24 protein-coding genes, 1 riboswitch and 1 other annotated feature are annotated in these 26,047 nt (G+C 44.2%); of the genes, 16 read left to right on the plus strand and 8 right to left on the minus strand.

Translation table 11 applies throughout. From position 1 onward, the window contains the following. Positions 1-295: 295 nt before the first annotated feature. Positions 296-473: riboswitch (Lysine riboswitch) on the plus strand. A gap of 112 nt (positions 474-585) precedes the next feature. The 9 genes from AB4486_RS07620 to hisIE all read left to right on the plus strand — a co-directional run bounded on the left by AB4486_RS07620 (position 586) and on the right by hisIE (position 9,830). After that, entirely contained in the window at positions 586-2,178 is a 1,593-nt protein-coding gene (locus AB4486_RS07620) for a Na+/H+ antiporter NhaC family protein (RefSeq protein WP_372116904.1), read from the plus strand. 190 nt (positions 2,179-2,368) lie between these two features. Beyond that, positions 2,369-2,504 (plus strand) — a sequence feature (His leader region). A 53-nt stretch (positions 2,505-2,557) separates the two neighbouring features. After that, positions 2,558-3,454, plus strand: a complete 897-nt coding sequence (hisG, locus tag AB4486_RS07625) for an ATP phosphoribosyltransferase (RefSeq protein WP_017060264.1) — start codon at positions 2,558-2,560, stop codon at positions 3,452-3,454. After that, positions 3,454-4,755: a histidinol dehydrogenase gene (gene hisD, locus AB4486_RS07630; RefSeq protein WP_017065318.1), complete on the plus strand. Its 1,302-nt coding sequence runs from the start codon at positions 3,454-3,456 to the stop codon at positions 4,753-4,755. The genes hisG and hisD overlap by 1 nt, the downstream gene beginning before the upstream one ends. 9 nt (positions 4,756-4,764) lie before the next feature. Then, complete coding sequence (gene hisC / locus AB4486_RS07635) at positions 4,765-5,805, plus strand: histidinol-phosphate transaminase (protein WP_017060266.1); 1,041 nt, start codon at positions 4,765-4,767, stop codon at positions 5,803-5,805. Between the two features lie 129 nt (positions 5,806-5,934). Next, positions 5,935-7,023, plus strand: a complete 1,089-nt coding sequence (gene hisB, locus AB4486_RS07640) for a bifunctional histidinol-phosphatase/imidazoleglycerol-phosphate dehydratase HisB (RefSeq protein WP_017060267.1) — start codon at positions 5,935-5,937, stop codon at positions 7,021-7,023. 9 nt (positions 7,024-7,032) lie between these two features. Next, on the plus strand, positions 7,033-7,647 hold the full coding sequence (gene hisH, locus AB4486_RS07645; RefSeq protein ID WP_017060268.1) for an imidazole glycerol phosphate synthase subunit HisH: 615 nt from the start codon (positions 7,033-7,035) through the stop codon (positions 7,645-7,647). Positions 7,648-7,690: 43 nt separating this feature from the next. Then, a complete protein-coding gene (gene hisA / locus AB4486_RS07650; protein ID WP_136981599.1) occupies positions 7,691-8,428 on the plus strand; it encodes a 1-(5-phosphoribosyl)-5-[(5-phosphoribosylamino)methylideneamino]imidazole-4-carboxamide isomerase in 738 nt (245 codons plus the stop codon). Beyond that, on the plus strand, positions 8,410-9,183 hold the full coding sequence (gene hisF, locus AB4486_RS07655; protein ID WP_017060270.1) for an imidazole glycerol phosphate synthase subunit HisF: 774 nt from the start codon (positions 8,410-8,412) through the stop codon (positions 9,181-9,183). Before hisA ends, hisF begins: the two co-directional genes overlap by 19 nt. Next, positions 9,180-9,830: a bifunctional phosphoribosyl-AMP cyclohydrolase/phosphoribosyl-ATP diphosphatase HisIE gene (hisIE, locus tag AB4486_RS07660; protein ID WP_017060271.1), complete on the plus strand. Its 651-nt coding sequence runs from the start codon at positions 9,180-9,182 to the stop codon at positions 9,828-9,830. Before hisF ends, hisIE begins: the two co-directional genes overlap by 4 nt. 225 nt (positions 9,831-10,055) lie before the next feature. Here hisIE and AB4486_RS07665 read toward each other — a convergent pair whose 3' ends face one another. The 4 genes from AB4486_RS07665 to AB4486_RS07680 all read right to left on the minus strand — a co-directional run bounded on the left by AB4486_RS07665 (position 10,056) and on the right by AB4486_RS07680 (position 13,352). After that, positions 10,056-10,568 (minus strand): YchJ family protein, encoded by a 513-nt coding sequence (locus AB4486_RS07665; RefSeq protein WP_017060272.1) that lies wholly within the window; start codon positions 10,566-10,568, stop codon positions 10,056-10,058. 136 nt (positions 10,569-10,704) lie between these two features. After that, complete coding sequence (locus tag AB4486_RS07670; protein WP_029235300.1) at positions 10,705-11,922, minus strand: EAL and HDOD domain-containing protein; 1,218 nt, start codon at positions 11,920-11,922, stop codon at positions 10,705-10,707. Between the two features lie 123 nt (positions 11,923-12,045). Next, positions 12,046-12,780 (minus strand): UDP-2,3-diacylglucosamine diphosphatase, encoded by a 735-nt coding sequence (gene lpxH, locus AB4486_RS07675; RefSeq protein ID WP_017060274.1) that lies wholly within the window; start codon positions 12,778-12,780, stop codon positions 12,046-12,048. 77 nt (positions 12,781-12,857) lie between these two features. Continuing rightward, entirely contained in the window at positions 12,858-13,352 is a 495-nt protein-coding gene (locus AB4486_RS07680; protein ID WP_017060275.1) for a peptidylprolyl isomerase, read from the minus strand. A 365-nt stretch (positions 13,353-13,717) separates the two neighbouring features. Here AB4486_RS07680 and cysS point away from each other — a divergent pair, with 365 nt between their 5' ends. Further along, entirely contained in the window at positions 13,718-15,103 is a 1,386-nt protein-coding gene (gene cysS, locus AB4486_RS07685; RefSeq protein WP_017060276.1) for a cysteine--tRNA ligase, read from the plus strand. A gap of 98 nt (positions 15,104-15,201) precedes the next feature. After that, a complete protein-coding gene (locus tag AB4486_RS07690) occupies positions 15,202-15,780 on the plus strand; it encodes a thymidine kinase (protein ID WP_017060277.1) in 579 nt (192 codons plus the stop codon). 149 nt (positions 15,781-15,929) lie between these two features. Here the strand turns inward: AB4486_RS07690 and AB4486_RS07695 are convergent, their stop codons facing one another. From AB4486_RS07695 to AB4486_RS07705, 3 genes are all read right to left on the minus strand, one after another. Continuing rightward, on the minus strand, positions 15,930-16,595 hold the full coding sequence (locus tag AB4486_RS07695; RefSeq protein WP_032545711.1) for a YdcF family protein: 666 nt from the start codon (positions 16,593-16,595) through the stop codon (positions 15,930-15,932). Continuing rightward, positions 16,588-17,442: an NAD(P)H-binding protein gene (locus AB4486_RS07700; RefSeq protein WP_017060279.1), complete on the minus strand. Its 855-nt coding sequence runs from the start codon at positions 17,440-17,442 to the stop codon at positions 16,588-16,590. Before AB4486_RS07700 ends, AB4486_RS07695 begins: the two co-directional genes overlap by 8 nt. Before the next feature lie 114 nt (positions 17,443-17,556). Next, positions 17,557-17,787 (minus strand): TIGR02647 family protein, encoded by a 231-nt coding sequence (locus tag AB4486_RS07705; protein WP_017060280.1) that lies wholly within the window; start codon positions 17,785-17,787, stop codon positions 17,557-17,559. A 257-nt stretch (positions 17,788-18,044) separates the two neighbouring features. Here AB4486_RS07705 and AB4486_RS07710 point away from each other — a divergent pair, with 257 nt between their 5' ends. Continuing rightward, entirely contained in the window at positions 18,045-19,352 is a 1,308-nt protein-coding gene (locus AB4486_RS07710) for an ATPase (protein ID WP_102332943.1), read from the plus strand. 362 nt (positions 19,353-19,714) lie between these two features. After that, on the plus strand, positions 19,715-20,557 hold the full coding sequence (gene focA / locus AB4486_RS07715; protein WP_065583873.1) for a formate transporter FocA: 843 nt from the start codon (positions 19,715-19,717) through the stop codon (positions 20,555-20,557). 354 nt (positions 20,558-20,911) lie between these two features. Here focA and AB4486_RS07720 read toward each other — a convergent pair whose 3' ends face one another. Next, on the minus strand, positions 20,912-21,706 hold the full coding sequence (locus tag AB4486_RS07720) for an ABC transporter permease (RefSeq protein ID WP_102332942.1): 795 nt from the start codon (positions 21,704-21,706) through the stop codon (positions 20,912-20,914). Positions 21,707-22,143: 437 nt separating this feature from the next. Between AB4486_RS07720 and torE the strand changes: the two genes are divergently transcribed. Genes torE through torA form a run of 3 tightly spaced genes read left to right on the plus strand, consistent with a single transcriptional unit; the run spans position 22,144 to position 26,046 of the window. Then, positions 22,144-22,326 carry a trimethylamine N-oxide reductase system protein TorE gene (gene torE, locus AB4486_RS07725; protein ID WP_017060298.1) on the plus strand — a complete coding sequence of 61 codons (183 nt, stop codon included), beginning with the start codon at positions 22,144-22,146 and terminating at the stop codon, positions 22,324-22,326. A 51-nt stretch (positions 22,327-22,377) separates the two neighbouring features. Next, on the plus strand, positions 22,378-23,559 hold the full coding sequence (gene torC / locus AB4486_RS07730; protein WP_004734592.1) for a pentaheme c-type cytochrome TorC: 1,182 nt from the start codon (positions 22,378-22,380) through the stop codon (positions 23,557-23,559). 24 nt (positions 23,560-23,583) lie between these two features. Continuing rightward, positions 23,584-26,046 carry a trimethylamine-N-oxide reductase TorA gene (gene torA / locus AB4486_RS07735; RefSeq protein WP_372116906.1) on the plus strand — a complete coding sequence of 821 codons (2,463 nt, stop codon included), beginning with the start codon at positions 23,584-23,586 and terminating at the stop codon, positions 26,044-26,046. The last annotated feature ends 1 nt before the right edge of the window (position 26,047 follow it).

Below are 26,047 nucleotides of genomic sequence, written 5' to 3' on the forward strand. Positions count from 1 at the left end.
GTATTTCTTCTATTACATATTTAAATATAAAAGTGAGATGAATAGTTGAAAATTCAGAGCAGTATTTCTATTGAATTTATAATAATTATTAAGAATATCTTAAAAAATGATATGTGACAGGTGGAGTAGTCAACTTATGTAGACTATTCTTCTATTGATTAGTTCATTAACAAAAAGCTATTTTTCTCGGAATGATATGTTGCATTGTTGCTCTTGATGAGTACAATTGCGGCTACCTGATGCGAGGTGTTGGTTAATTTGTTGTTAAACTCTGGTTTACACGGTTAATAATGTTATCGCACGTAGAGGTGCAATTATAAAAAGTAACTTCCGTTGGGGTGATGCCAATGAACGGGAATGAAAGGTGTAATTGCCGAAGTAAATTGTATATCTAAGCAATTTGCTGGGGTTGTGCTCAATAGGTACAACACTGCCATAGTCTTAATTTTAAACTATGGAGCGCTACTGTAGGGTTGGGTGAAGTGTTCACTTCCCTTTCGCTTAGTTCAACATGAGCTTGGTCAGCCGTATCAAGTTTGTCTGCAGTAGATCTCTAGCCAAATAAAAAACTGGTTTTTGAAGATCATGAATTTAATAGATTTTGCAACATCACCTTTATCTTTGCTTCCGCCCCTTGTGGCTTTGAGCCTTGCTATTGTTACCCGCCGTGTATTGGTTTCTTTGGGTGTCGGTATCGTTATGGGTGCCATCTTACTGGCTGACTATTCAGTAGGTAATGCCGCTAGCTACGTATTTACTAAAGCATCTGGTGTTTTCATCGAAGATGGTGGTATCAATACTTGGAACATGAGCATAATTGCTTTCCTAATTATTCTTGGAATGACAACAGCGCTATTAACGCTTTCTGGTGGTACTCGTGCATTCGCTGAGTGGGCTCAGTCTCGAGTTAAGAGCAAGCGTGGTTCAAAACTGCTTGCTGCATTTTTAGGTGTATTCATCTTTGTTGATGATTACTTCAACAGCTTGGCAGTGGGTGCAATCTCTCGTCCTGTTACAGACCGTTTCTACGTATCTCGCGCTAAGCTAGCTTATATTCTTGATTCTACTGCGGCTCCTATGTGTGTGATCATGCCAGCTTCTAGTTGGGGTGCTTACATCATTACTATTATTGGTGGCATCTTAGTGACACACGGTGTGACAGAGTATTCTGCACTGGGTGCTTACGTTCGTCTTATCCCAATGAACTTCTACGCTGTATTCGCACTACTAATGGTGTTCGCAGTAGCATGGTTCGGTCTAGACGTTGGTAAGATGCGTGAGCATGAGATCGAAGCATCTCAAGGCCGTGGCTTTGAAGGTGACAACGATCAAAAGCAAGCTCACGATCTAAACGAAGAGTTAGATATCGAAGAGAGCGAAAACGGTTCAGTTTCTGATCTTGTTATGCCAATCGTATCGCTAATTGTAGCGACAGTGGCTGCGATGCTTTACACAGGCGGTCAAGCGTTAGCTGCTGATGGTCAAGCGTTTAACCTACTTGGTGCATTCGAAAATACAGATGTTGGTAAATCTCTTGTTTACGGTGGTGTTATCGGCTTACTAGTAGCACTAGCGACAGTATTCAAGCAAAAGCTATCTATGGCCGATATCGCAAGAACAATGTGGATTGGTGCAAGCTCTATGTTTGGCGCAATCCTAATCCTTGTATTCGCATGGACTATCGGTTCTGTAATCGGCGACATGAAAACAGGTTCGTACCTATCATCTCTAGTAACGGGCAGCATCGATTACCACTGGCTACCAGTTATCTTGTTCCTTCTAGCGGGCGTTATGGCGTTCTCTACAGGTACTTCATGGGGTACGTTCGGTATCATGCTACCTATCGCAGGTGACATGGCTGCAGCATCGGATATCGCACTGATTCTTCCAATGCTAAGTGCGGTTCTAGCGGGTGCAGTATTTGGTGACCACTGTTCTCCAATCTCAGATACGACGATTCTGTCTTCTACTGGTGCTCGTTGTAACCACATCGACCACGTCTCGACTCAGCTTCCATACGCGTTGTCTGTAGCGTTCGTATCGTGCATTGGTTTCATCACTCTAGGTATGACATCTTCAATTGGCATCGCATTTGGCGCAGCGTCTCTAACGTTTGTTGCTGTATGTTTTGCATTGGCTTACTTCTCTCGCTGCAAAATGGCGACGTGCAAAAGCTAAAATTGAAAGTTAATCAGTAAACTATCAGGGAGGCGTTTGCCTCCCTTTTTTGTGCCTGTTAATTTAATTTTAAGTTTCGTGAAAAAAGTTCGAATAAATGGTTGAAAAAGGATGTCAGCTTAGTTAGTGTGGAGACAAGACAGCAAACAACCTAAGAGCTGATAAGTATGCGTAAATTAGTAATGAACATTCATCACCATCATCACCCTATCTAGTCTTTCGGGGAGATTTACGTATACCCGGGAGCAAGATTACTCCCGGAGGTTAAGTCAAAAGAATTTAGATTTAAACCCTCGGGATGACAAAGTCCCCGAGGGTTTTTTAGTTTTAGCGCTTTTAAATAATCAATAAATTCAAATATTTGCACAGGGATACAGCAATGCAGACACAACGCCTAAGAATCGCAATTCAAAAGAAAGGTCGCTTAAGTAAAGAGTGCCAAGACCTACTTAAAAAATGTGGTGTTAAATTTAATATCATGGGTGAGCGCCTAGTGGTTCACTCACTAAATATGCCAATCGACTTGTTACTCGTTCGTGATGACGACATCCCAGGTCTTATCATGGATGGTGTAGTTGACCTTGGTTTCATCGGTGAAAATGAACTAGAAGAAGTTCGTCTAGATCGTGTTGCTCTTAAAGAGCCTTCAGAGTTCCGCACACTACGTCGTTTAGACTTCGGTGGTTGCCGCCTTTCAATCGCTATTAATAAAGACGAAGAATACAACGGCCCACAAGACTTAGCGGGCAAACGTATTGCGACAACCTACCCACAACTACTTAAAGCCTACATGGACGAGCAGGGTGTTGAGTTCAGCACTTGTATGCTAACAGGTTCGGTTGAAGTCGCGCCTCGCGCTGGCCTTGCAGACGCTATCGCTGATTTAGTTTCTACAGGTGCAACGCTTGAAGCGAACGGCCTAAAAGAAGCAGAAGCTATCTTCCAATCGAAAGCAACACTGATTCAACGTGTTGGCGACTTCGACGCAGACAAGACCGCACTGATTGAAAAACTACTGACTCGTATGCAGGGGGTTCAACAAGCGAAAGAGTCGAAGTACATCATGCTTCACGCGCCAACCTCTCAACTAGAGCAAATCAAAGCACTACTGCCTGGTGCTGAAGATCCAACGGTTCTTCCTCTATCTACAGACAAAGACAAAGTTGCCGTGCACCTAGTAAGTACAGAGAACTTGTTCTGGGAAACAATGGAACAGCTGAAAGAGTTGGGTGCAAGCTCGATTCTAGTATTACCAATCGAAAAAATGATGGGGTAGTGACGATGAGAACCGTTGTTTGGCAATCTTTAAGTGAATCACAGCAAGACTCGGTATTAGAGCGTCCAGCTATTACTGAAGGTGCAAACATCACAGCGACTGTTTCTGATGTTATTGCAAAAGTACGAAATGAAGGCGATGCCGCGCTTAAAAAGCTGACTGCAAAGTTTGATGGTGTAACTCCAGAATCTATCCGAGTCAGTTCGGGTGAGATTGAAGAGGCGTGTGCTCGTCTAACACCAGAGATGAAGCAAGCGTTAGAGCAAGCTTATAGCAACATTGCTAAGTTTCACGAAGCTCAAAAGCCGCAGCCAATTAAGGTTGAGACACAGCCTGGTGTTGTGTGTGAGCAAGTGACGCGCGCGATTAATACTGTTGGCCTTTATATTCCCGGTGGCAGTGCGCCACTACCGTCAACGGTTCTTATGTTAGGTGTTCCTGCTCAAATCGCAGGTTGTCGTAAGGTTGTGCTTTGTTCACCTCCGCCAATCGCTGATGAAATCTTGTATGTCGCTAAGCTTTGTAAGATCGACGAAGTTTACAACGTTGGTGGTGGTCAAGCGGTTGCAGCAATGGCTTACGGTACCGAGAGTGTGGCTAAAGTCGATAAGATCTTCGGCCCAGGTAATGCCTACGTTACGGAAGCAAAGCGCCAAGTGAGTAATGACTTCCGCGGAGCAGCTATTGATATGCCAGCTGGCCCATCTGAAGTGTTAGTGATTGCTGATGAAACGGCTGATGCAGACTTCATTGCAGCGGATTTGTTGAGCCAAGCGGAACACGGGCCTGACTCTCAAGTAGTATTGGTAACTCCATCTCCAGTGGTTGCAGACCAAGTAACAGAAGCGGTTCAAAAGCAACTGAAAGAACTGTCTCGTGCGAACATCGCTCAGCAAGCATTGGCTTCAAGCTTAATCATCATTGCTGAATCGATCACTCAAGCGATTGCGATTTCGAATTTCTACGGTCCTGAGCACTTGATCGTTCAAACCAAGAACCCACGTGAATTGCTGCCATTGCTAGATAATGCAGGCTCAATTTTCCTTGGTGACTGGTCTCCAGAATCTGCAGGTGACTACGCATCCGGCACAAACCACGTTCTTCCGACTTACGGTTATACCAAGACGTATTCAAGCCTAGGTTTGGCTGATTTCTCTAAGCGAATGACGGTGCAGGAGCTAACAGCCGATGGGTTGAAAGGCCTAGCGCCAACAGTAGTAACAATGGCGGAAGCCGAAGGTTTGGATGCACACAAACGCGCTGTGACTATCCGAGTTGAAAAGTTAAATAAAGCGAAATAAGGGTAGGGCATGGAAAAGTTAGCAAGAAAACAAGTTCAGGCTCTAACACCTTACTTGTCTGCAAGACGCATAGGCGGTACTGGTGATGTATGGCTAAACGCCAACGAATCTCCGTTTGATAACGAGTACAACCTGAACTTGTCTCGTCTTAACCGTTACAGCGAATGTCAGCCAAAAGAGCTGATTGATGCTTACGCTCAATACGCAGGCGTGAAATCAGAGCAAACTCTGACAACGCGTGGTGCTGACGAAGGCATTGAGTTATTGATTCGTGCTTTCTGTGAGCCGAACGAAGACGCTATTCTTTACTGCCCGCCTACTTACGGTATGTACGCAATCAGTGCAGAGACGATTGGTGTTGAGCGTAAAGTTGTGCCTCTTACTTCTGAATGGCAATTGGATCTTCCAGCTATCGAAGCTCAGCTCGACAACGTAAAAGTGGTGTTTGTTTGTAGCCCAAATAACCCAACCGGTAATTTAGTTGATCGTAAAGACATCATCAAGCTGCTTGAAATGACACAAGACAAAGCGATTGTGGTGATGGATGAAGCGTATATCGATTTTTGTCCAGAAGCGTCAACCGTTGATTTGCTTGAGCAATATCCAAACCTAGCGATTCTGCGCACCTTGTCGAAGGCCTTTGCTTTGGCGGGCTTACGTTGTGGCTTTACGCTAGCGAATAAAGAGCTTATCGATGTACTGTTGAAAGTGATCGCTCCTTATCCTGTGCCAATCCCTGTTGCTGACATTGCCGTTCAAGCTCTCTCAGAGCAAGGACTAGCGCGAGCTAAGTTCCAAGTTCTAGATTTAAGTGCTAACCGAGCGTATTTGCAGGCGGGTCTATTAGGTATGCCTCAAGTGACGGTTTTTGATGGCTGGGGTAACTACTTACTGGTGAAATTCCCGAACGGCGATGAGTTATTTAAAGCGGCTTGGGATACGGGCATTATTTTGCGTAATTCACCTATTGAAGACTGTGTTCGTATTAGTATTGGTAACCGCGAAGAGTGCGAAAAGACACTTGGATTCATTCGTAACTTTTATCAGTAATGAAAGGCTTACCAGTAATAACATTTGCCAGTTTGAGTTGATTAATTGGGCTGGCAAGTGAAACCAATATTTTGGGTTAGCGTTTGATTTTAGCTAGGCCACCAGATTTAAAATTAAAAGGAAGTTCAAGTGAGTAAACAACAGAAAATACTTTTTATAGACCGTGACGGCACCTTAATTGTTGAGCCGCCAGTTGACTTTCAAGTAGACCGTTTAGACAAGCTAAAATTCGAACCGCGAGTAATTCCTAGCCTGCTTGCTTTGCAAGATGCTGGTTACCGCTTAGTAATGGTCACTAACCAAGATGGTTTAGGTACCGATAGCTACCCACAAGAAGATTTCGATGCACCACACAATATGATGATGGAGTTCTTCGAATCTCAAGGCGTTAAGTTTGACGACGTGCTTATTTGCCCTCACTTTGACGAAGACAACTGCTCTTGCCGTAAGCCTAAACTGGGTATGGTTAAAGAGTACCTACAAGGCGGTAAAGTCGATTTCCAACACTCTGTTGTGATTGGCGACCGAATGACGGATCTTCAACTGGCAGAGAACATGGCTATCCGCGGTATTCAATATGGCCCGGATGCGGAAACTGAAGGCACGCTTAACTGGCCACAAATCGTTAAAGATCTGACGGTTAATGCGCGTATTGCTGAAGTAGTTCGTACTACTAAAGAAACCGATATCAAGGTTGCAGTAAACCTTGATGAAACCGGTGGCAACAAGATCGATACCGGCATGGGTTTCTTCGACCACATGCTTGATCAAATCGCGACACACGGTGGTTTCCAAATGAACCTGACTGTGAAGGGCGACCTGCACATTGATGATCACCACACAGTCGAAGATACCGCTCTGGCTTTAGGCCAAGCATTGAAAGATGCACTAGGCGACAAACGTGGTATTGGCCGTTTTGGTTTCAGCCTACCAATGGATGAGTGTTTGGCTCAGTGTGCGTTAGACCTTTCTGGTCGTCCATACCTGAAGTTCGATGCTAAGTTCAGCCGTGAGCAAGTGGGTGATCTTTCAACCGAGATGGTGGTTCACTTCTTCCGTTCTCTAACTGATACATTGGCTTGTACGCTACACCTTTCTTCTGATGGCAATAATGATCACCACATCATTGAGAGCCTGTTCAAAGCGTTTGGCCGTACTCTTCGCCAAGCAATCAAAGTTGAAGGTAACGAGTTACCAAGCAGCAAAGGCGTTCTGTAAGGGTTCGGTATGAAAGAGCAAAAAGTCGTTATTATTGATACTGGTTGTGCCAACGTTTCATCGGTGAAGTTTGCGATTGAACGTCTGGGCTACGCAGTTGAAATTTCAAAAGAACCAGAAGTTGTTCTTGCTGCCGACAAGCTATTCCTACCCGGTGTAGGTACAGCAAGTGAGGCAATGAAGAACCTGCAAGAGCGTGACCTTGTTACCCTTGTCAAGCAAGTTGAGAAGCCTCTGCTGGGTATCTGTTTAGGTATGCAGCTGTTAGGCAAACTGTCTCAAGAGAAAGGTCAAAAGGCTGATGAGTTAGTTGAATGCCTAGGTTTGTGTGATGGCGAAGTTCGTTTACTTGAAACGGGCGACTTACCATTACCACACATGGGTTGGAACACAGTAACAGCAACGCCTAATCACCCGCTATTTAAAGACATTGAAGAAGGCGAATACTTCTACTTTGTTCATAGCTTCGCAATGCCAGTGGGCGACTACACAATCGCACAATGTGATTACGGTAATCCGTTCACTGCGGCGGTTCAAAGTGGCAATTATTATGGTGTTCAGTTCCACCCAGAGCGATCTTCGAAAGCTGGCTCTAAGCTGATTCAGAACTTCTTGGAATTGTAATAAGGATTAGGCAGCGGCTAACGTTGCCATATAAGGAATGTAAATGATTATTCCCGCGTTAGATTTAATTGAAGGCCAAGTAGTTCGCTTATTCCAAGGAGACTACGGGCAAGTAACAGAATACAAAGTAGACCCAGCAGAGCAGTTTAATCTGTACCACCAAGCTGGCGCTGGCTGGCTGCACCTTGTTGACTTAACGGGCGCAAAAGACACAACGGCTCGTCAGTTAGACTTGATTGCTAAGCTCCTTGCTAGCACGCCTGCGAACATCCAGATTGGTGGTGGCGTGCGTAACGAACAAGATGTCGTTGATCTGCTAGAAGCTGGCGCACAGCGCGTTGTGGTTGGTTCTACAGCCGTTAAGCAACCTGAGTTGGTGAAAGGTTGGATGGAGAAGTATGGCGCGGAAAAAATCGTGCTGGCTCTAGACATCAACATTGATGAAAGCGGCACACGTAAAGTGGCGATTTCAGGTTGGCAAGAAGATTCAGGTGTGACTATTGAAGCGCTGATTGAAGACTACCTCACGGTTGGCCTTAAACACGTGCTGTGTACCGATATTTCACGTGACGGCACGCTAGAAGGATCAAACGTAGAGCTCTATGTTGATCTTTGTAAGCAGTACCCACAAGTGCAATTCCAATCATCGGGCGGCATTGGCAGCCTAGCTGATATCGAAGCGCTTAAAGGCAGCGGTGTTGCGGGTGTGATTGTGGGTCGTGCGCTACTTGATGGCAAGTTTACCGCAGAGGAGGCATTTGCATGTTGGCAAAGCGCATAATCCCTTGTTTGGATGTCCGTGACGGACAAGTGGTTAAGGGCGTTCAGTTCCGTAACCACGAAATTATTGGTGACATCGTTCCGCTAGCACAACGCTATGCAGAAGAGGGCGCCGATGAATTGGTATTTTATGACATCACCGCATCAAGTGATGGCCGTGTGGTCGATAAAAGCTGGGTGAAACGCGTAGCTGAAGTGATCGATATCCCTTTCTGTGTCGCTGGTGGTATTAAATCAGCAGAAGATGCAGCGCGCATCCTTGAGTTTGGTGCGGATAAAGTGTCAATCAACTCACCGGCATTGGCTAATCCACAGCTGATTACTGACCTTGCTGATAAGTTTGGCGTTCAGTGTATCGTTGTCGGTATCGATTCATACTTCGACAAAGAAACCGGTAAATATCAGGTTTACCAATTTACAGGCGATGAAGCGCGTACTAAAGCAACCAAATGGGAAACCAAAGATTGGGTGCAGGAAGTACAGAAGCGTGGCGCAGGTGAGATTGTGTTAAACATGATGAACCAAGATGGCGTTCGTAACGGCTATGATATCGATCAGTTAAACATGGTGCGTGAAGTGTGTAATGTGCCATTGATTGCCTCTGGTGGCGCTGGTGCAATGGAGCACTTTGCTGAAGCTTATAAAAAGACCAACGTGGATGGAGCACTTGCGGCTTCGGTATTCCACAAACAAGTCATCAATATTGGTGAACTTAAACAGTATTTAAAACAACAAGATGTAGAGGTGCGACTATGAGTTTTGAACCCGTAAGCTTATCAAAAACAGAAGTAGGCGCATTGTCAGAGCGTATTAACTGGGAAAAAGTAGATGGCTTAGTGCCAGCGATTGTTCAAGATTACCAGTCAAGCCAAGTGCTAATGATGGGATACATGAACCCAGCCGCACTTGAGAAAACGGGTGAAACTGGCAATGTGACGTTTTTCTCTCGCACAAAAGAGCGTCTTTGGACGAAAGGTGAAACGTCGGGCAATGTATTGCAACTGCAAAACATCGCCTTGGACTGTGACAGCGACACCTTACTGGTTAAAGTTAATCCCATTGGTCCAACGTGCCACACAGGTACAACAACGTGTTGGGATGGAGACAAGCAAGAAGAGTCTCAGATGGTGTGGCTTCATCAGCTTGAGCAGCTATTGGCTGCCCGCAAGGACGCCGATCCTGAATCTTCTTATACTGCCAGTCTATATGCCCGTGGCACCAAGCGTATTTCGCAAAAAGTGGGCGAAGAAGGCGTTGAAGTCGCGCTTGCGGCGACGTCGGGCGATAAGGCGGAGTTAGTGTGTGAATCAGCAGATTTGATTTACCACCTAATGGTTCTTCTTCAAGACCAAGGCTTATCGATGGATGATGTGGTAAACAAGCTGAAAGAGCGTCATAAGTAAGCTCTCTTTAGATTAATAGAACCGCGTAAAAGACAGACAAAAGCCCCGCAAACAAACATGTTTACGGGGCTTTTTAGTTTTTTAATTTTCAAGATTTCAAGATTTCAAGATTTCAAGATTTCTAAGCCCTACGTCACTTTTCTAACCTCTGACTTTGCGTCATTCCGAGGAGCCTAAGCGACATCAGGAATCTCTTCTCTTAATCTGACTTCTTAGTCGAACGAGTTACCCGCAGCACTTCTTGTATTTCTTACCACTGCCACAAATACACGGATCATTACGGCCGATTTTAAAGCTCTCAACGGTTTGATTTAAACGTGGGTCAATTTCTGGTTGTGTAGTTTGTTCCTGCTCTGGGAAGGTACCATCAATGTAGTACCAAAGACCGTCTTCACGTATAAAGCGAGAGCGTTCTTGCATGCAGTATTGTGCGCCTTCTTCATTGAAGTAAGCTTTAAACTCAACAAAGCCTTCGTCTTGGTGCGAGCCTACCGCAGTATCGATGACTTCTAGTCCTGCCCAATCACTGTTGATAGATTCGGCAATGCCTTCTCTTTGCGCTTCTGCGTTGCAGCTAGGGTGGTAAGTCGCAACAACATAGTCAACTAAACCCAACACGTGCGCTGAATAACGAGAGCGCATCAACTGTTCAGGCGTTTCAACAGCACTGTGGTGAAGGTGCGCTGATTCACAGCACTGTTGGTAAGTATTTTTGCTACCGCATGGGCATAAAGACATAGTCAGATCCTGTAAAAATGGCCTCTATTAAGAGGCCATAAGTGAATGCGTGGGAGTTTACCAAGAAACGATCGCTCACCAAAGTTTGGTTTCTGTTGAAGTTATTGAAATTATCAAAGTGTTAGCGCGAAGTTTACTATTTCAAGGCTGGAGACAATAGCTCTTGTGCCCAAGTCGTTGCTTCATCGTAAGCTTGGCCTAGTTGAGCCTCACTGAGCTTGAGAAGTTTACGAATGCGCGTTGCTTCGTCCCATCGGGCTTGTTCATAAGCAATAACCATGGCCAAAATCGCACCTAACACGCCTTTACGTTGGATAAGGGCCTGTTTAATCTCATCGTCGATTGGCACTGAGTCCAGTACTTGCTTCAACGGTTGGTCAAACAGTGAATCCAGTAGCGAGAACATACCGGTCAAAAAGGCTTGTCCTGGCTCAACCTTCACATTCATCTTCTCGACTAAGAGCTCACATTGACGCGCGCGTAATACCGCTAAACCGTAGAGTGAGTCCGGCTTGTCTTCTTTCGCGGATGCGATCGCCACAAGTGAAACGAACTTACGCAGCTTTTGTTCACCAAGGTAAATAAGCGCTTGGCGGAATGAACGAATCGTTGTTGGTGAACCGCCAGCGGAGTTTACGTAGGTAAGTAGCTTATACGACATGGTCACATCGAGCGTAATCAAACGCTCTACTTCACCAAAGTCGATAGGGTCGTGCGCAATCTCTTTTAACAGCTGAACGGTCGTCAGGAATGCCGGGTTGAGCGCACGCGTTTGGATCATCTCTGGCTTGCTAAAGAAATAACCTTGAAAGTAGGTGAAGCCTGCTTTTTTCGCTTCTTGGTATTCTTCGTACGTTTCTACTTTCTCAGCAAGGAACTTGATATCTAGCCCTTTGAGAGAGTTCATAAACATCGCTGCTTTGGCAATTGGCGTCAAACGGATATCGAACTTGATAATTGAAACGTAGGGTAAGAAGCGCTTCCAAGCTTTACTTGGCACAAAGTCGTCTAGCGCAATGGTATAACCCGCGTCAAAGATGGTTTTGATTGCTTCAAGTAATTCGTCTGTTGGTTCGCAGTCTTCAAGAACCTCAACAACGAGGCTTTCTTTGGGGAACAGAGTAGGGACTAAGTTGATTAGGCTTGCATATGGGAAGTTCACGAACCCAAGCTTATCACCCAACGTATTATAGTGGGTCGATAAGAAGTGATCGGAAAGCAAACGGCTAGTAGCGAGCTCCGGCTCTACTTCAGGGAAAGTGTTCTTAGGACCATCCCTGAATAGCAACTCGTAACCTATGGTTTTCTTGCCTGTGTCGAGTATTGGTTGACGCGCTACGTATGAATATTTCAACTTGGTACTGTGTTCGGTTTATTTCTGGTAGAGAGATAATAGCTAATTCACTAGAAATTACCATACACTTTCTAAGAAAGTCTGACCGACAATAATAATCAAAGTGAAAGTTTAAGCGTTATGTTAAAAGCTATTGCTAAACGCTCGATTCTGTAGTTCAAAACTTTGCGGCGTGAACACCAGCACTGAGCCTTGCGTATACCAATCGCCAAGTACGATACGGGTTTTAGTGCAATTGTTAGCATTAAATGTATGGATGTCTGGGCGGTGAGTATGGCCGTGGATCATCAGATCGACATTGTTTCGTTCCATCACATCTTCGACTTCTTGCTGTGTCACATCCATGATGTCGAGAGACTTGGTCTGCTTGTCATCTTTGATATCTGATTGAACCTTTGAAACAATTTTCTTCTTGATGAAAAATGGAATTCGGTTGAAGACCCATTGTAACCATGGCTGATGCACTTTTTCGCGAAAGGCGAGGTACTTTACATCTTCAGTACATAGAGTGTCTCCATGCAATACTACCGCTTTTTGCCCGTAGATATCGATCGTAGAAACTTCGTCGAGAAGTTGTACGCCCGTTTGCTTAGCAAATTTTTTGCCGACTAAGAAGTCGCGGTTCCCTTGAGTAAAGTAACAAGGCACGCCTGTTTTCACTAAGTCGATAAACGCTTGGCGGATAGAAGTCGCGAATTCACTCTTATCATCGTCACCAATCCAGAATTCGAAAAGGTCACCTAATACGTAAAGTGCATCCGCTTCTACGGCTTCTTTCTTCATAAAGGTTAAGAAGCAGTCTGTGATGTCTTCTCGTGACGGAGAAAGGTGCAGATCTGATATAAAATATGTTTTCATAGGTCTAAAAAAAGGGAGCGATTCGCTCCCTATATCCTGATTTTATCGGCTCATCAATACTAACCGAAAGCGATGAATTAAGCTTCGATTGTAGTACCAGTGATGATCACTTCTTCTAGAGGTACATCTTGGTGCATACCCATAGAACCAGTGCTAACACCTTTAATCTTGTTTACGATGTCCATGCCTTCAACAACTTCTGCGAATACACAGTAGCCCCAACCGTCTAGGCTTTCGCTACGGAAGTTTAGGAAAGAGTTGTCGTTAACGTTGATGAAGAACTGAGAGCTCGCTGAATGCGGTTCCATAGTACGAGCCATTGCTAGCGTACCAACTTTGTTCGCTAGACCGTTGTTTGCTTCGTTCTTGATCGTTGCACGAGTTGCCTTTTCTTTAAGGCCAGAAGTCATGCCGCCGCCTTGAATCATGAAACCATCGATAACACGGTGGAATAGTGTGTTGTCGTAGAAACCGTCACGGCAATACTGTAGAAAGTTTGCGCTTGTTTCTGGTGCTTTTTCTTCGTTAAGTTGAACTTTGATATCACCAAAATTTGTGTGAAGGATGATCATGATTGTTACCTTACTGTCTTTTTAATATGAAGTTCGAATTCTAGCGCATGTTGGCAGACTTTCAAATCACCAAATCATTAACTTAACTCGGATGTTTGAGGTAATACCAATCGTAGTAAATAACTGGCCATCCTAGCTTGTTAAAACACTTGATAACGTCGTTAGAAATTTTGAATGTAGAATAACTACTTATCGAAACTTTTTGTCGAAAAGAGCTTCCTTGTTCTCAAGCATTTTTTCTGCGCTATTTATGACCATCTACTTACCGTGATTGGTATAATTCCTGCTTTTAGGGATTACCTATTAAGGTATGACTTGTTATACTGCGAGCTTATTTTCATTAATCCATAAAATAGATAGAGATCATGCTGAAGATATATAACACGCTCACAAGACAGAAAGAGGAATTCAAACCAATTACAGCTGGCAAAGTCGGCATGTATGTCTGTGGGGTAACCATATACGATCTCTGTCATATTGGTCATGGTCGTACGTTCGTTTCTTTCGACGTAGTAACTCGTTACCTTCGTTACCTTGGTTACGATTTGAATTTCGTTCGTAACATCACAGATATCGATGACAAAATCATCAAACGCGCTAACGAAAACGGTGAGTCTTGTGACTCTCTGACTGAGCGTTTAATCGGTGAGATGCACGCTGACTTTGATGCATTGAACATGAAGCGTCCAGATGTTGAGCCTCGTGCGACAGAATACATCACTGAAATCATCGAGCTTGTTGAAAAGCTGATTGAACGTGGTTTCGCATACGTTGCAAGCAACGGCGACGTGATGTTTGAAGTAAAGAAATTCGACGAATACGGTAAGCTTTCAAAGCAAGACCTTGATCAGCTTCAAGCGGGTGCTCGCGTTGATGTTGAATCTGCAAAACGCAGCCCACTAGACTTCGTTCTTTGGAAGATGTCTAAGCCAGGTGAACCTACATGGGAATCGCCATGGGGCCCGGGTCGTCCAGGTTGGCACATCGAATGCTCAGCAATGAACTCGTCTATTCTTGGTAACCACTTCGATATCCACGGTGGTGGTTCAGATCTGCAGTTCCCTCACCACGAAAACGAAATCGCACAGTCTTGCTGCGCGCACGGCACTCAGTATGTAAATACTTGGATGCACAGTGGTATGGTGATGGTAGACAAAGAGAAGATGTCTAAATCACTGGGTAACTTCTTCACTATCCGTGACGTGCTAGCACATTACGATGCTGAAACGGTACGTTACTTCCTAATGTCTGGTCACTACCGTAGCCAGCTAAACTACAGCGAAGATAACCTAAACCAAGCTCGCGCATCACTAGAGCGTCTATACACGTCACTTCGTGGCCTAGACCTTACAGCCGCTCCTGCCGGTGGCGAAGAGTACGTGACTCGATTCTCTACAGCGATGAACGATGATTTCAACACACCTGAAGCTTATTCAGTACTGTTTGAAATGGCTCGTGAAATCAACCGTATCAAGCCTGAAAGCATTGAAAAAGCAAGCGGACTGGGTGCATTGATGCGTGAACTAGCAGACATCATCGGTATTCTTCACCAAGAGCCAGAAGCCTTCCTACAAGGTGATGCGGCAGGTAACGACGACGAAGTGGCTGAAATCGAAGCGTTGATCAAACTGCGTAACGACTCTCGTGCTTCAAAGGATTGGGCAAATGCCGACCTTGCACGTGATAAGCTAAACGAGTTGGGTATTGTTCTGGAAGATGGCCCAGAAGGTACGACTTGGCGTCGTAAGTAAATCTTATAAAAAGGGCTGATTTTCAGCCCTTTTTTCTAGCACGAATTCTCTATTTTCACCTTTTCTATCTTCAACTTTTAATTAACAGGAATATTTCTGTGGCTCAGATGTATTTTTATTACTCGGCAATGAATGCGGGTAAATCAACAACGCTTCTTCAATCTTCATTCAACTACCAAGAACGTGGCATGACGCCAGTGATCTTTACGGCAGCTTTGGACGATCGCTATGGTATCGGTAAAGTGAGCTCACGAATTGGTCTGCAATCTGAAGCTCAGCTGTTTAAAAATGACACCAACATGTTTGATGCGATCAAAAAGCTCAATGAGGAAGAAAAGCGTCATTGTGTTTTGATCGATGAGTGCCAATTTTTATCGAAGGAGCAGGTGTACCAATTAACAGAAGTGGTTGATAAGCTGCACATCCCTGTACTTTGTTACGGCCTACGTACCGATTTCCTGGGTGAACTGTTTGAAGGTAGCCGTTACTTACTGTCTTGGGCAGATAAACTTGTTGAGCTTAAAACAATTTGTCACTGTGGCCGTAAAGCGAACATGGTAATTCGTACCGACGAGCACGGTGTGGCGATTGCTGAGGGCGACCAAGTGGCTATTGGCGGTAACGACAAATACGTTTCTGTTTGCCGTCTGCACTACAAAGAAGCGTTAGGTAAATAAGCAGCTCTATTTGCTAACGCGAAAGAACGAAAAACGGTGACCAAGTGTCACCGTTTTTGTTTATTGGGCCTGTGTTTTGCTTTCTTCCAAGCCGAGCTTTTGTTTTATTTCCTGCCGAGCTTTTACTTTGTTCAAAGTCTAACTTTTGCTTATTCGAAACCGAGCTTCTTCAATGCTTGATAGGCGTGGTCAACGTCGTCGGGGATCGGCATCTCAATCTGAAAGCCTTTCTCTGGGTAGGATTTGATTCGCTCGTAATCAGCAATTAATGCGCCTAACACCATATCTAACGGCAACTCTTCGTTAAAGTAATCATCCCAAGTTTGCCATCGCGACGTCACGGTAATCTCGGAAGTTTCGTCAGGCCATTGTTTACTGAAGGTTGCGTAGGTACGTTTCTCCATGAAGGGCTTCTGAACTAAGGTTAGCCTCTTCGGCGATAACCCTTTTTCTGTCAGCAACTCATGAGTGAATCGTACATTTTCCCCAGTATTTGTTGCGTGTTTCTCTATGATAATGTCAGAGTCAGGCACGCCACAATCCCGTGCGATAGAAGCGAATGTTTCTGCTTCTGAGCGTTCAAAGCTTCTTTCGGTAAAGCGCCCCACACCGCCAGAAAAAACGATGTAAGGCGCGATCTGTTGGTGATAAAGCTCGGCTGCATATTCAGCTACGCGAGTATCGTTGCTACACAATACAAAGATACAGTCGGAAGGCGTAACCTTGTGACCCATCGACATAAAGTTCCAAAGGGTGTCGACTGAGCGATGCAGTTTTATGTTGGGATTTTTGTTAGCAATAGATTGTTCAGTCATGAAGTGCGTCCAGTGTGGATTCGAATTTAAATGAATAACCTAAGTCGAGAATCTTCTTCGAAGAGATTAACTTGTCTGGGGTATCAACAACAGCGGGCAGAGGCTCACTGCTGTTGGCGCTTTTCAGTGCCGCGGCATAAAACTCCGCTTTACTGACTGTATTTGGTGTGGTCACGTTAACTATTTCATTGTGCAGTTGACTGATAGCGAAATCGACAGCACCAATTGCATCATCAAGGTGCAGCATGTTGGCTGGAGCTTGAGTGCTGACTTGTTTTAACTTGCTTGCGAAGCGTGATGGGTGACGGCTTGGGCCGATTAAGCCACTAAAGCGAAGAATGGTGTAGTCGATACCGGAATCAATCACTGACTGTTCAGCTTGCAGCATGATTCGTGCGTTATCGGAAAATAAAGACGCGTGCTCGTTATCTGAGGTCGAAAGGGGGAGTGATGCATCCAGCTCGTTCAGCACACCCGGCTTAGTTGGGTATACCGTAGTTGAACTAACCATAATGAGCTTTTTAATGTTGGCCTTTTGGCATGCATTGGTGAGTTGCTGCCAGTAGTCGGCATACTCTTGTCCTGCTCCCTTTCTAAAGCCAGGAGGGAAGCTGCCAATCACAATTTCAGTGTTGTTTTCGAGTAACAATGAATAGAGTCGCCCGATAGTCTGTTGTGGATCGGATGAATCAAAGCTAAACACTTCACATGGAATTTGTTCGCTACCAATGGCATCTGCTCCCGCTTGGGTCGTTTTCGTGACCACTACTCGGTTACCATGTTTTTCTAAATGTTCAGATAAAGGTGCACCTACCCATCCTGCACCGACAATAAATATAGAAGCCATGTGTTCCTCACAACTGCAAATGACGAATTTACAATAAGCCTAACAAAGCTTTGCCCAAAAATGAAAAAACTCCACGGCCGAAGCAAGTGGAGTTTTTACTAGAACAATGGAGCTTTAGTTTAGTACGCGAAGAAGCTTGTCTGCGCGCTCTGCCATCTCGATACCTTCATCTGTTAGGTAACCGCCGTCTGGCTGAGTACAAAGGTTTTTTTCGAATAGGCGCTTAACAGCGTCTTGAGTTTCTTGAGCTGCCTCTTGATGGACTTTAATTCCAGTAGCTGCACTACTTACATCAAATTGAAGAAGGAGGTTTAAATCAGCAATATGTTCAGCGTTGTACTTCATAATTGACCTATATATTCATAACGTTCTCTACCTTCACCTTAGTGCGCATTCTCGGCTCAGGCAATAGCAAATAAAGAGAATTGATAAGTGATACCAAATTGATTGATTAATCATCGAGTGATGAGTTTATTTTGGTTATATTGGGTGATTTGCACCCACTTAAATCATCAGTGATGTTTATTGCTAAGTGGTTGTAATATATTGTGACTAGAAATAATTTGCATTGAGCGAATATTGTATAAAAAGGATATGCATAAGTGAGAGCGAACAAAGTAGCATTAACGATCAGTATGCTATTTGCTATCTCAGGTTGTCAAAGTACACCCTCAGAGCAGACAGACGCGAACCAAACCACAAACAACAATAATGAATCGACAATAGAGGTCCGTTCATTTCAGTCTGTCCAAAGCGTTTACTCCGAATGGGAAGTTAAGCTTGAAGACCATGCTCAATTGTCTCTCTATGCACCAGAGAATTACAATGAACTATTAGACGCATGGGATGATGCTGAAAGCATTTATGCGGACTTACTTAAAGACGAAACTCGGATAACCAAGAGTTACTCCATTTTTTCGAGCCTAACTTACGCTGAAGCCTTCGATGAAAAAATCGCTTTGATCAAATCAAACTATGACTCGATCTTAGTGTTAAAGAAGAAGGCTGATCGAGTACTCGCGGATTCGATTGTCCAAATGGATTACCTGAAGTTTCTTGGCGCAGATACCATGTTTACCTCGAGCTACAAACGTTTGTATTCAGAATACAGCGAGTTGTTTGAGTATGTTCTGGTCGATGAGCTTGAAGACGCTCAAGAAGCGCAGGTGGAATTTCTTAACAATGCTCGCTTACTAGAAGTTAAAGTGGCACATAAGAAATACATCGAACCTTTGAAGAACGAATTAGAGTTCTTGGAAGATGAAGATTTCGATGACGTTGCTCCACTGACGTTTGCTAAAGCAGCATCTCAAATTGCTTTGGCAGAAAGCCAAGTCAAAGCCAGTCCCCGTGAAAAGTCGATCATTGAAGATGCGGTACACGCTGCGGAGTTTGAGTTGAACCACGTGCGCAGTGTCGCTCATGAAGTAAAAGTGCTCGCGAGTGTAAAAGGCGACAAGTTCGAACAATCGGTTTTGAATGCAGAGAATCAGTTGCTGAGCATTTCACAAGTGGTTAATGATGAAGATCACCGTGATGTTGTATTGCGCCTTCAGTCTCAAAAAATTGTAGCGAGTGTTAAAGCGCTGAAAGGCTCAGACATGACGGCGTCATTAAAGTCAGAGATTAAAACTTTGACTGAACGACTCGCTAAGTTAGAAAGTGAGAATCAGAAACAAACACAGAAATTGGTTGAAGCGACCAAGCACAGTGAGTTGCTCGGTGAGCAGATTACCAAGAGTGATGCTCACATTAAAAGCTTAGAAGAGTTAGTGGATAGTTTGAAAAGCTTAGGTGGCAAAGTGGCCAACGAAAGTGACTCTGATGTGATGTCCCCAGCTGTTGAATCTACTCTAGAGGATTCAACCCTAGAACAATCATCAGAAGAAGTGATTGAACCTTCGGTTTAGCATCACTAATTTCTTTATTTGTGATTGAGTTAAAAGCGCCTTAGGGCGCTTTTTTACGTTCTGTTGATCTATGTCAAAATCTAGAAATAAAAGCGCTCTGTGAGCCATTTTAGTGTACGTTATTCTTTTATTTTTAACGTAACTTGTTGATATTTATAGATGTGTTATTTTCTATGCTGATAACTAATCATTCAGCATAGTTTTCTTTTTACTACTAAAGTCGTATGAATTTTGAATAACTTGGGCTATTTCCTTTCCACAAGGTTGTGGGAGGTATTTTGAGTCCCAAATAGCTCTTGAATTCAGAAATGAAAGAGAGGATTATCGCGCTCCCGACAACATGTTTCAAAATGTAAATCATCATGAATCTAAACCAATTTGACTCATTATTACCGCCACAAATGGCTGAGCGCGCTGCAGATATTGGCGTAGGTAAAGCAACCAAAGATCCAACCAAATCTTTTCTCCTAGCGATTTCCGCTGGCATACATATCGGTATTGCGTTTGTGTTTTACACCATCGTAACGACTGGTGCTGGTGATTTGCCGTGGGGTATTACTCGCGTCCTAGGTGGCCTTGCATTTAGCTTGGGCCTAATCCTCGTTGTTGTTACTGGCGGTGAACTATTTACCAGTTCGGTGCTCACTCTTGTTGCTCGTGCAAGTGGCAAGATTAGCTGGGGAACCCTAGTAAAGAACTGGGCGACCGTTTATATCGGTAACCTTATTGGTGCTTTATTGCTAGTGGCATGCATGCTTCTGACTAAACAGTACATGTTCGACCATGGGCAAGTGGGTTTGAATGCCATGGCCATCTCTCAGCACAAAATGCACCATGGTTTTATCCAAGCTATCGCGCTTGGCATCATGTGTAACGTATTGGTTTGTATCGCGGTATGGATGACGTTTAGTGGACGAACACTGACTGACAAAATTGCAGTACTGATTTTACCTGTCGCGATGTTTGTATCATCGGGCTTTGAGCACTGTATTGCGAATATGTTCCAAGTTCCTTTAGCTATCGGTATCAAAACATTTGCTCCAACTGAATTCTGGACAATGACAGGGGCTAATCCAGCAGACTATGTTGACCTAAACATGATGGACTTTCTGATGAACAACTTGCTGCCCGTTACTATCGGTAACATCATCGGCGGCGGTATCTTTGTTGGCATGTGGTATTGGTTGATTTATTTACGCGATTAATAAAGATGGCGGATCAACAAAGCTTGTGTGACTAGCTCAGTGACAAGATTAGTTAAAGCTCAGAGTGGAAACATTGAACTGACTTATGACATTTACAAGACGGCCTGCATTGCAGGCCGTTTTTTATTTGTGGAAAACTTACTCGTTGAATTCTTAAATTATCATTTGAACGCTTAACAACGCAGTTCTGCACGTGTGTATATGTCTTTGAAATCACCGAAGGATCAATGGCAATGATCTTTGCGCGAGCCGAAATGGACAAAAAAGGATCTATATTGATTTGGTTATCCACAATTTCTGTGGATAACCTGTATCAAATTCAGTGAGTAACCAGATCTAAGATGAGTCGGGAGGTTATTTTGAAGGCTGTATTTGAGCGAGAACTCGCCCTTCTTTGGTCAGAGAAGTCTTTAACGATAGGTGAAGTGCAAGCGCTAAGGAGCAGCTCATCATCACGAAAATAGCCAACATGATCATCAGTTGATACTTAATCGCGATCATTGGTGAAGCACCCCCTAAGATTTGTCCTGTCATCATTCCTGGTAGCGTTACCAAGCCTGTGGTTGCCATTGAGGCCATAATAGGAGACATCGCTTTCTGTATAGCATTACGCACAAAAGGCGCTGCAGCATAGGAAGGAGAGGCACCTAAAGCGATAGCCGCTTCGTACTCTGATTTCTGCGTTTCAAAAGCACCGAACAAGTTCTGCAATGCCACGATGTTACTGCTTAAGCTATTACCTAACAGCATCCCTGCAATAGGGATTAAGTACTGTGCGTTAAAAACCGGTGTTGGTTTAATGATGAATAAGCAGATAAACAAGACAATGGGTACACAGGTTACCGCTAGGCTCACAGCGACTGGGACTAACAAGAGGTTTCGGGGTAACTTGGACTTTTCAACAATCGAGCTTGCCCCAACGATAATCATCGTAAATAACCACAGTAAATTGACCCACAAGCTATTCAAAGTGAACAGGTATTCTAGGTAGAGGCCAACCAGAAATAGCTGAACAGTCATGCGAATGATGCTGATAGAAGCCTCTTTGCCAAGGCCAAGTTTTAGCTTGTAGTTGATTACAATTGGCAGCAAGAGAAGTGAACTGAAAAACAATAATTGCCACCAAGATATATCAATAACGTCTTGCATAATGCTTCCTTTTAATAAGGCTTCTATCATATATGAAAGTGCCAAATGATGCATTTCAACTGCAAAGTCATCGATTCGAAAAACGATCAATAATTTAACAATCAAACCACAAAATATTGGTTTTTTGAGGCATTTTTGGCTACTACTTAGTAGGTAAAACGTTAAAGTTGGTTACAATACGGTTGCGCAGGTGTTGGAATTTAACATTTGTGAAATATACTTAATTCTTCACATTTGTTAATACTTTTTAATAACTTTGTTTAACTAAAAACAACTTTGGATGAGCTCAAAAAAGTATTGATTAGCAAGGGTTATAACGGGAGATTTGATTGAACCCTACTTTGAGTATGGTCTAAAATTTGTCGTTAGATACTTAAGAACTTTAGCCCCATAGAATGGGTTACTCGAAATTACTAAATACAAAATAGGCAAAATGTATGAGTGATGTTAATAAAATTGAAACTAGCGAAAAACATTCGCTGGAGTGGAAGTCTTTCCTCTTCATCGCGGTGGTTCTCTTCCCAATATTAAGTGTGGCTTTTGTAGGCGGTTACGGCTTCCTAGTTTGGGCACTGCAAGTGTTTGTATTCGGACCTCCAGGTGCTCACGGCGGCATGTAATGCCCTCTAAGTAACAACATTTTTTAAAATCAATATTTAAGAGAGCTAAACATGAAATCATTTTTAGTTAAATTATGGCGCACAATGACTCGCCCAGCAGTACACATCAGTCTTGGTGTACTAACTATGGGTGGCTTTATCGCCGGTGTTATTTTCTGGGGCGGTTTTAACACAGCTCTAGAGCACACAAATACAGAAGAATTCTGTGTAAGCTGTCACACCATGCGTGACAACGTATACGTAGAACTACAAGAAACGGTTCACTGGAAAAACACTTCTGGTGTACGTGCTACTTGTCCTGACTGTCACGTTCCACATGAATGGACAGCAAAAATCGCTCGTAAGATGCAAGCTTCTAAAGAAGTATTCGCTCAAGTATTTGGTGACCTAGATACGCCTGAGAAATTCGAAGCTCGTCGTATCGAACTGGCTAAACACGAATGGGATCGCTTCTCTTCGAACAAATCTCTAGAGTGTAAAAACTGCCACAACTACGATTCAATGGATTTCGAAAACATGCGCCCAACAGCGCGTATCCAGATGAAGAACGCGGCAGAGCGTGATCAAAGCTGTGTTGACTGTCACAAAGGTATTGCTCACAACCTTCCATTAGATATGGCATCAGCGAGCGGTATTGTTGGCGAGCTAGAAAATGTAGCAAGCAGCACATCTTACGCAAATGGTTCTGACGTGATCTCTATTCGTCACCTACCAATGTACACAGATGAAACAGCAACAGTTGAAGCGGGTCTACTAAGCCCTGCAAGTAAAGTTGCGGTTATCGACGAAAAAGGCGATATGATCAAGATTCAAATCGACGGTTGGCGTAAAGCGAAAGGCTTCGGACGTGTAATCCAAGAAGACTTCGGTATGAACATCTCGACTGCAATCTTGACGAAAGAAGTATCTCAAAGTGACGTTATCACTGTTGGTGAGAAGAAAGAAGATGAGCTTACTGGCCTTCCATGGGAAGAAGTTAACCTAGCACTTTGGATGAAGAAAGAGTCTATGGTTGATAACTTCGATCCAATCTGGAACGCAGCGGGTCAAGCGTACCAATCTAACTGTTCAACGTGTCACTCACAGCCAGATGAAGCTCACTTCAGCGCCAACGGTTGGGTAGGCATGCTAGATGGTATGATTGCGTTCGTTAACTTCGATACAGATACAGAAGCACTTGTTCTTAAGTATCTACAGAAGCACTCATCAGATTTTTCTGAAGGCCATCACTAATAAGACGTCAATTGGAGTAACACAATGGCAATTACAAGAAGAAGTTTCCTGAAAGGTGTCGCTACTACAAGTGCGGCATCGGTTATCGGTCCAAGCTTATTGGCGTCGGCATCAGCGTCTGCTGCAGAAACAGACGGCGCGTGGAAAGTCTCTGGTTCTCACTGGGGTGCATTCCGAGCTCGCGTTTACGCGGGTAAAGTGCAAGAAATTAAACCTTTAGAAATCGATCAACACCCAACTGAGATGTTGAAAGGTATTAAAGGTATTATCTACAGCCCATCACGTGTGCGTTACCCAATGGTTCGCCTAGATTGGTTGAAGAAGCATAAATACAGCGCAGACACGCGTGGTAACAACCGTTTTATTCGTGTGACTTGGGATGAGGCACTAGACCTTGTTTACCGCGAGCTAGAGCGCGTACAGAAAGATTACGGTCCATGGGCGCTTCACACAGGTCAAACTGGTTGGAGACAAACGGGTCAGTTCCACAGCTGTACTAACCACATGCAACGTGCAATGGCACTTCACGGTTACTCTGTGAAGAAAATCGGTGACTACTCAACAGGTGCTGGTCAAACGATCATGCCTTACGTGTTAGGTTCTACTGAAGTTTACGCACAAGGTACATCTTGGGAACTTATCTTAGAAAACAGTGACAACATTGTTCTTTGGGGTAACGATCCAGTTAAAAACCTGCAAGTAGGTTGGACATGTGAGACTCACGAGTCGTTCGCATACCTAGAACAGCTGAAAGAAAAAGTTGCTAAGAAAGAGATCAACGTTGTTTCTGTTGACCCTGTTAAAAACAAAACAGGTCGTTACCTAGAAAACGAGCAAATGTACATCAACCCACAAACTGATGTGGCGTTCATGCTTGGTGTTGCTCACGTTCTTTACAACGAAGGCCTATACGACAAGAAGTTCATCGAAACTTACTGTCTAGGTTTTGAAGATTTCATCAAGTACGTTCAAGGTGAAACGAAAGACAGAGTTGAGAAGACGCCAGAATGGGCTTCTGCTATCTGTGGCGCAAGCGCGGACTCTATTCGTGACTTCGCTAAGATGCTGGTTAACGGTCGTACACAGATTCTTGTTGGTTGGAGTATCCAACGTCAAGAGCACGGTGAACAGCCTTACTGGATGTGTGCAGTTATCGCAGCAATGGTTGGCCAAATTGGTCTTCCGGGCGGTGGTATCTCTTACGGTCACCACTACTCAGGTATCGGTGTATCTTCAACTGGCTTCGCTGCTCCGGGTTCTTTCCCGTTGAACATCGACCAAGGTCAATCACCTAAACACACGAATACAGATTACAACGGTTACAGCCGCGTAATTCCAGTAGCTCGTTGGGTTGATAGCTTGCTTGAACCAGGTAAGAAGATCAAAGCGAACGGTTCTACTGTAACGCTACCAGACATTAAGATGATGGTATTCAGTGGTAACAACCCGTGGCACCACCACCAAGATCGCAACAAGATGCGTAAAGCATTCAAGAGTCTACAAACTGTAGTGGCTGTTGATTTCGCTTGGACTGCAACTTGTCGTCACTCTGATATCGTGCTTCCAGCATGTACTCAGTGGGAACGTAACGATATTGATGGCTATGGCGCGTACTCTGGCCGTGGTTTGATCGCAATGCACAAGCTAGTGGATCCTCTGTTCCAGTCTAAGACTGACTTCGAGATCATGTCTAGCCTAACTAAGCGTTGGGGTCGTTACGACGATTACACGCGTGGTATGGACGAAATGCAGTGGGTTAAATCTCTGTACGACGAATGTCGCGCATCAAACGAAGGTAGCTTCGAAATGCCTGAGTTTGCTGAGTTCTGGGAGAAAGGTTTCCTAGACTTCGGCAAAGGTAAGCCATGGACTCGTCACGCTTCATTCCGTGAAGATCCAGAGATCAACGCACTAGGCACGCCTTCTGGTTTCATCGAAATCACAAGCCGTACTGTTGGCAACATGGGTTACGAGCACTGTCAAGAACACCCAATGTGGTTCGAGAAATCTGAACGTTCACACGGTGGTCCAGGCTCTGACAAGCACCCGTACTGGCTACAATCTTGTCACCCAGACAAGCGTCTTCACTCTCAGATGTGTGAATCTGAAGAGTGGCGTGCGACTTACGCGGTACAAGGCCGTGAGCCAATCTACATCAACCCAGTAGATGCTAAGAAGAAAGGCATCAAAGATGGCGATGTAGTACGTGTGTTTAACGACCGTGGTCAACTACTAGCAGGTGCTGTTCTAATGGATAGCTACGCTCCTGGTGTTGTTCGTATCGAAGAAGGTGCTTGGTACGGTCCGATCAACGAGAAAGTGGGCGCGCTAGATACATACGGCGATCCAAACACACTGACTCAAGATATCGGTACGTCTGAACTTGCTCAAGCAACGTCAGCAAACACATGTTTGGTTGATTTCGAGAAGTTCCAAGGCAAACTGCCTCCAGTAACTTCATTCGGTGGTCCAATCGAAGTTTCTTAAG

The sequence above is a fragment of the Vibrio sp. 10N.222.55.C6 genome, from assembly GCF_041473395.1.
GTDB lineage: Bacteria > Pseudomonadota > Gammaproteobacteria > Enterobacterales > Vibrionaceae > Vibrio > Vibrio crassostreae_C.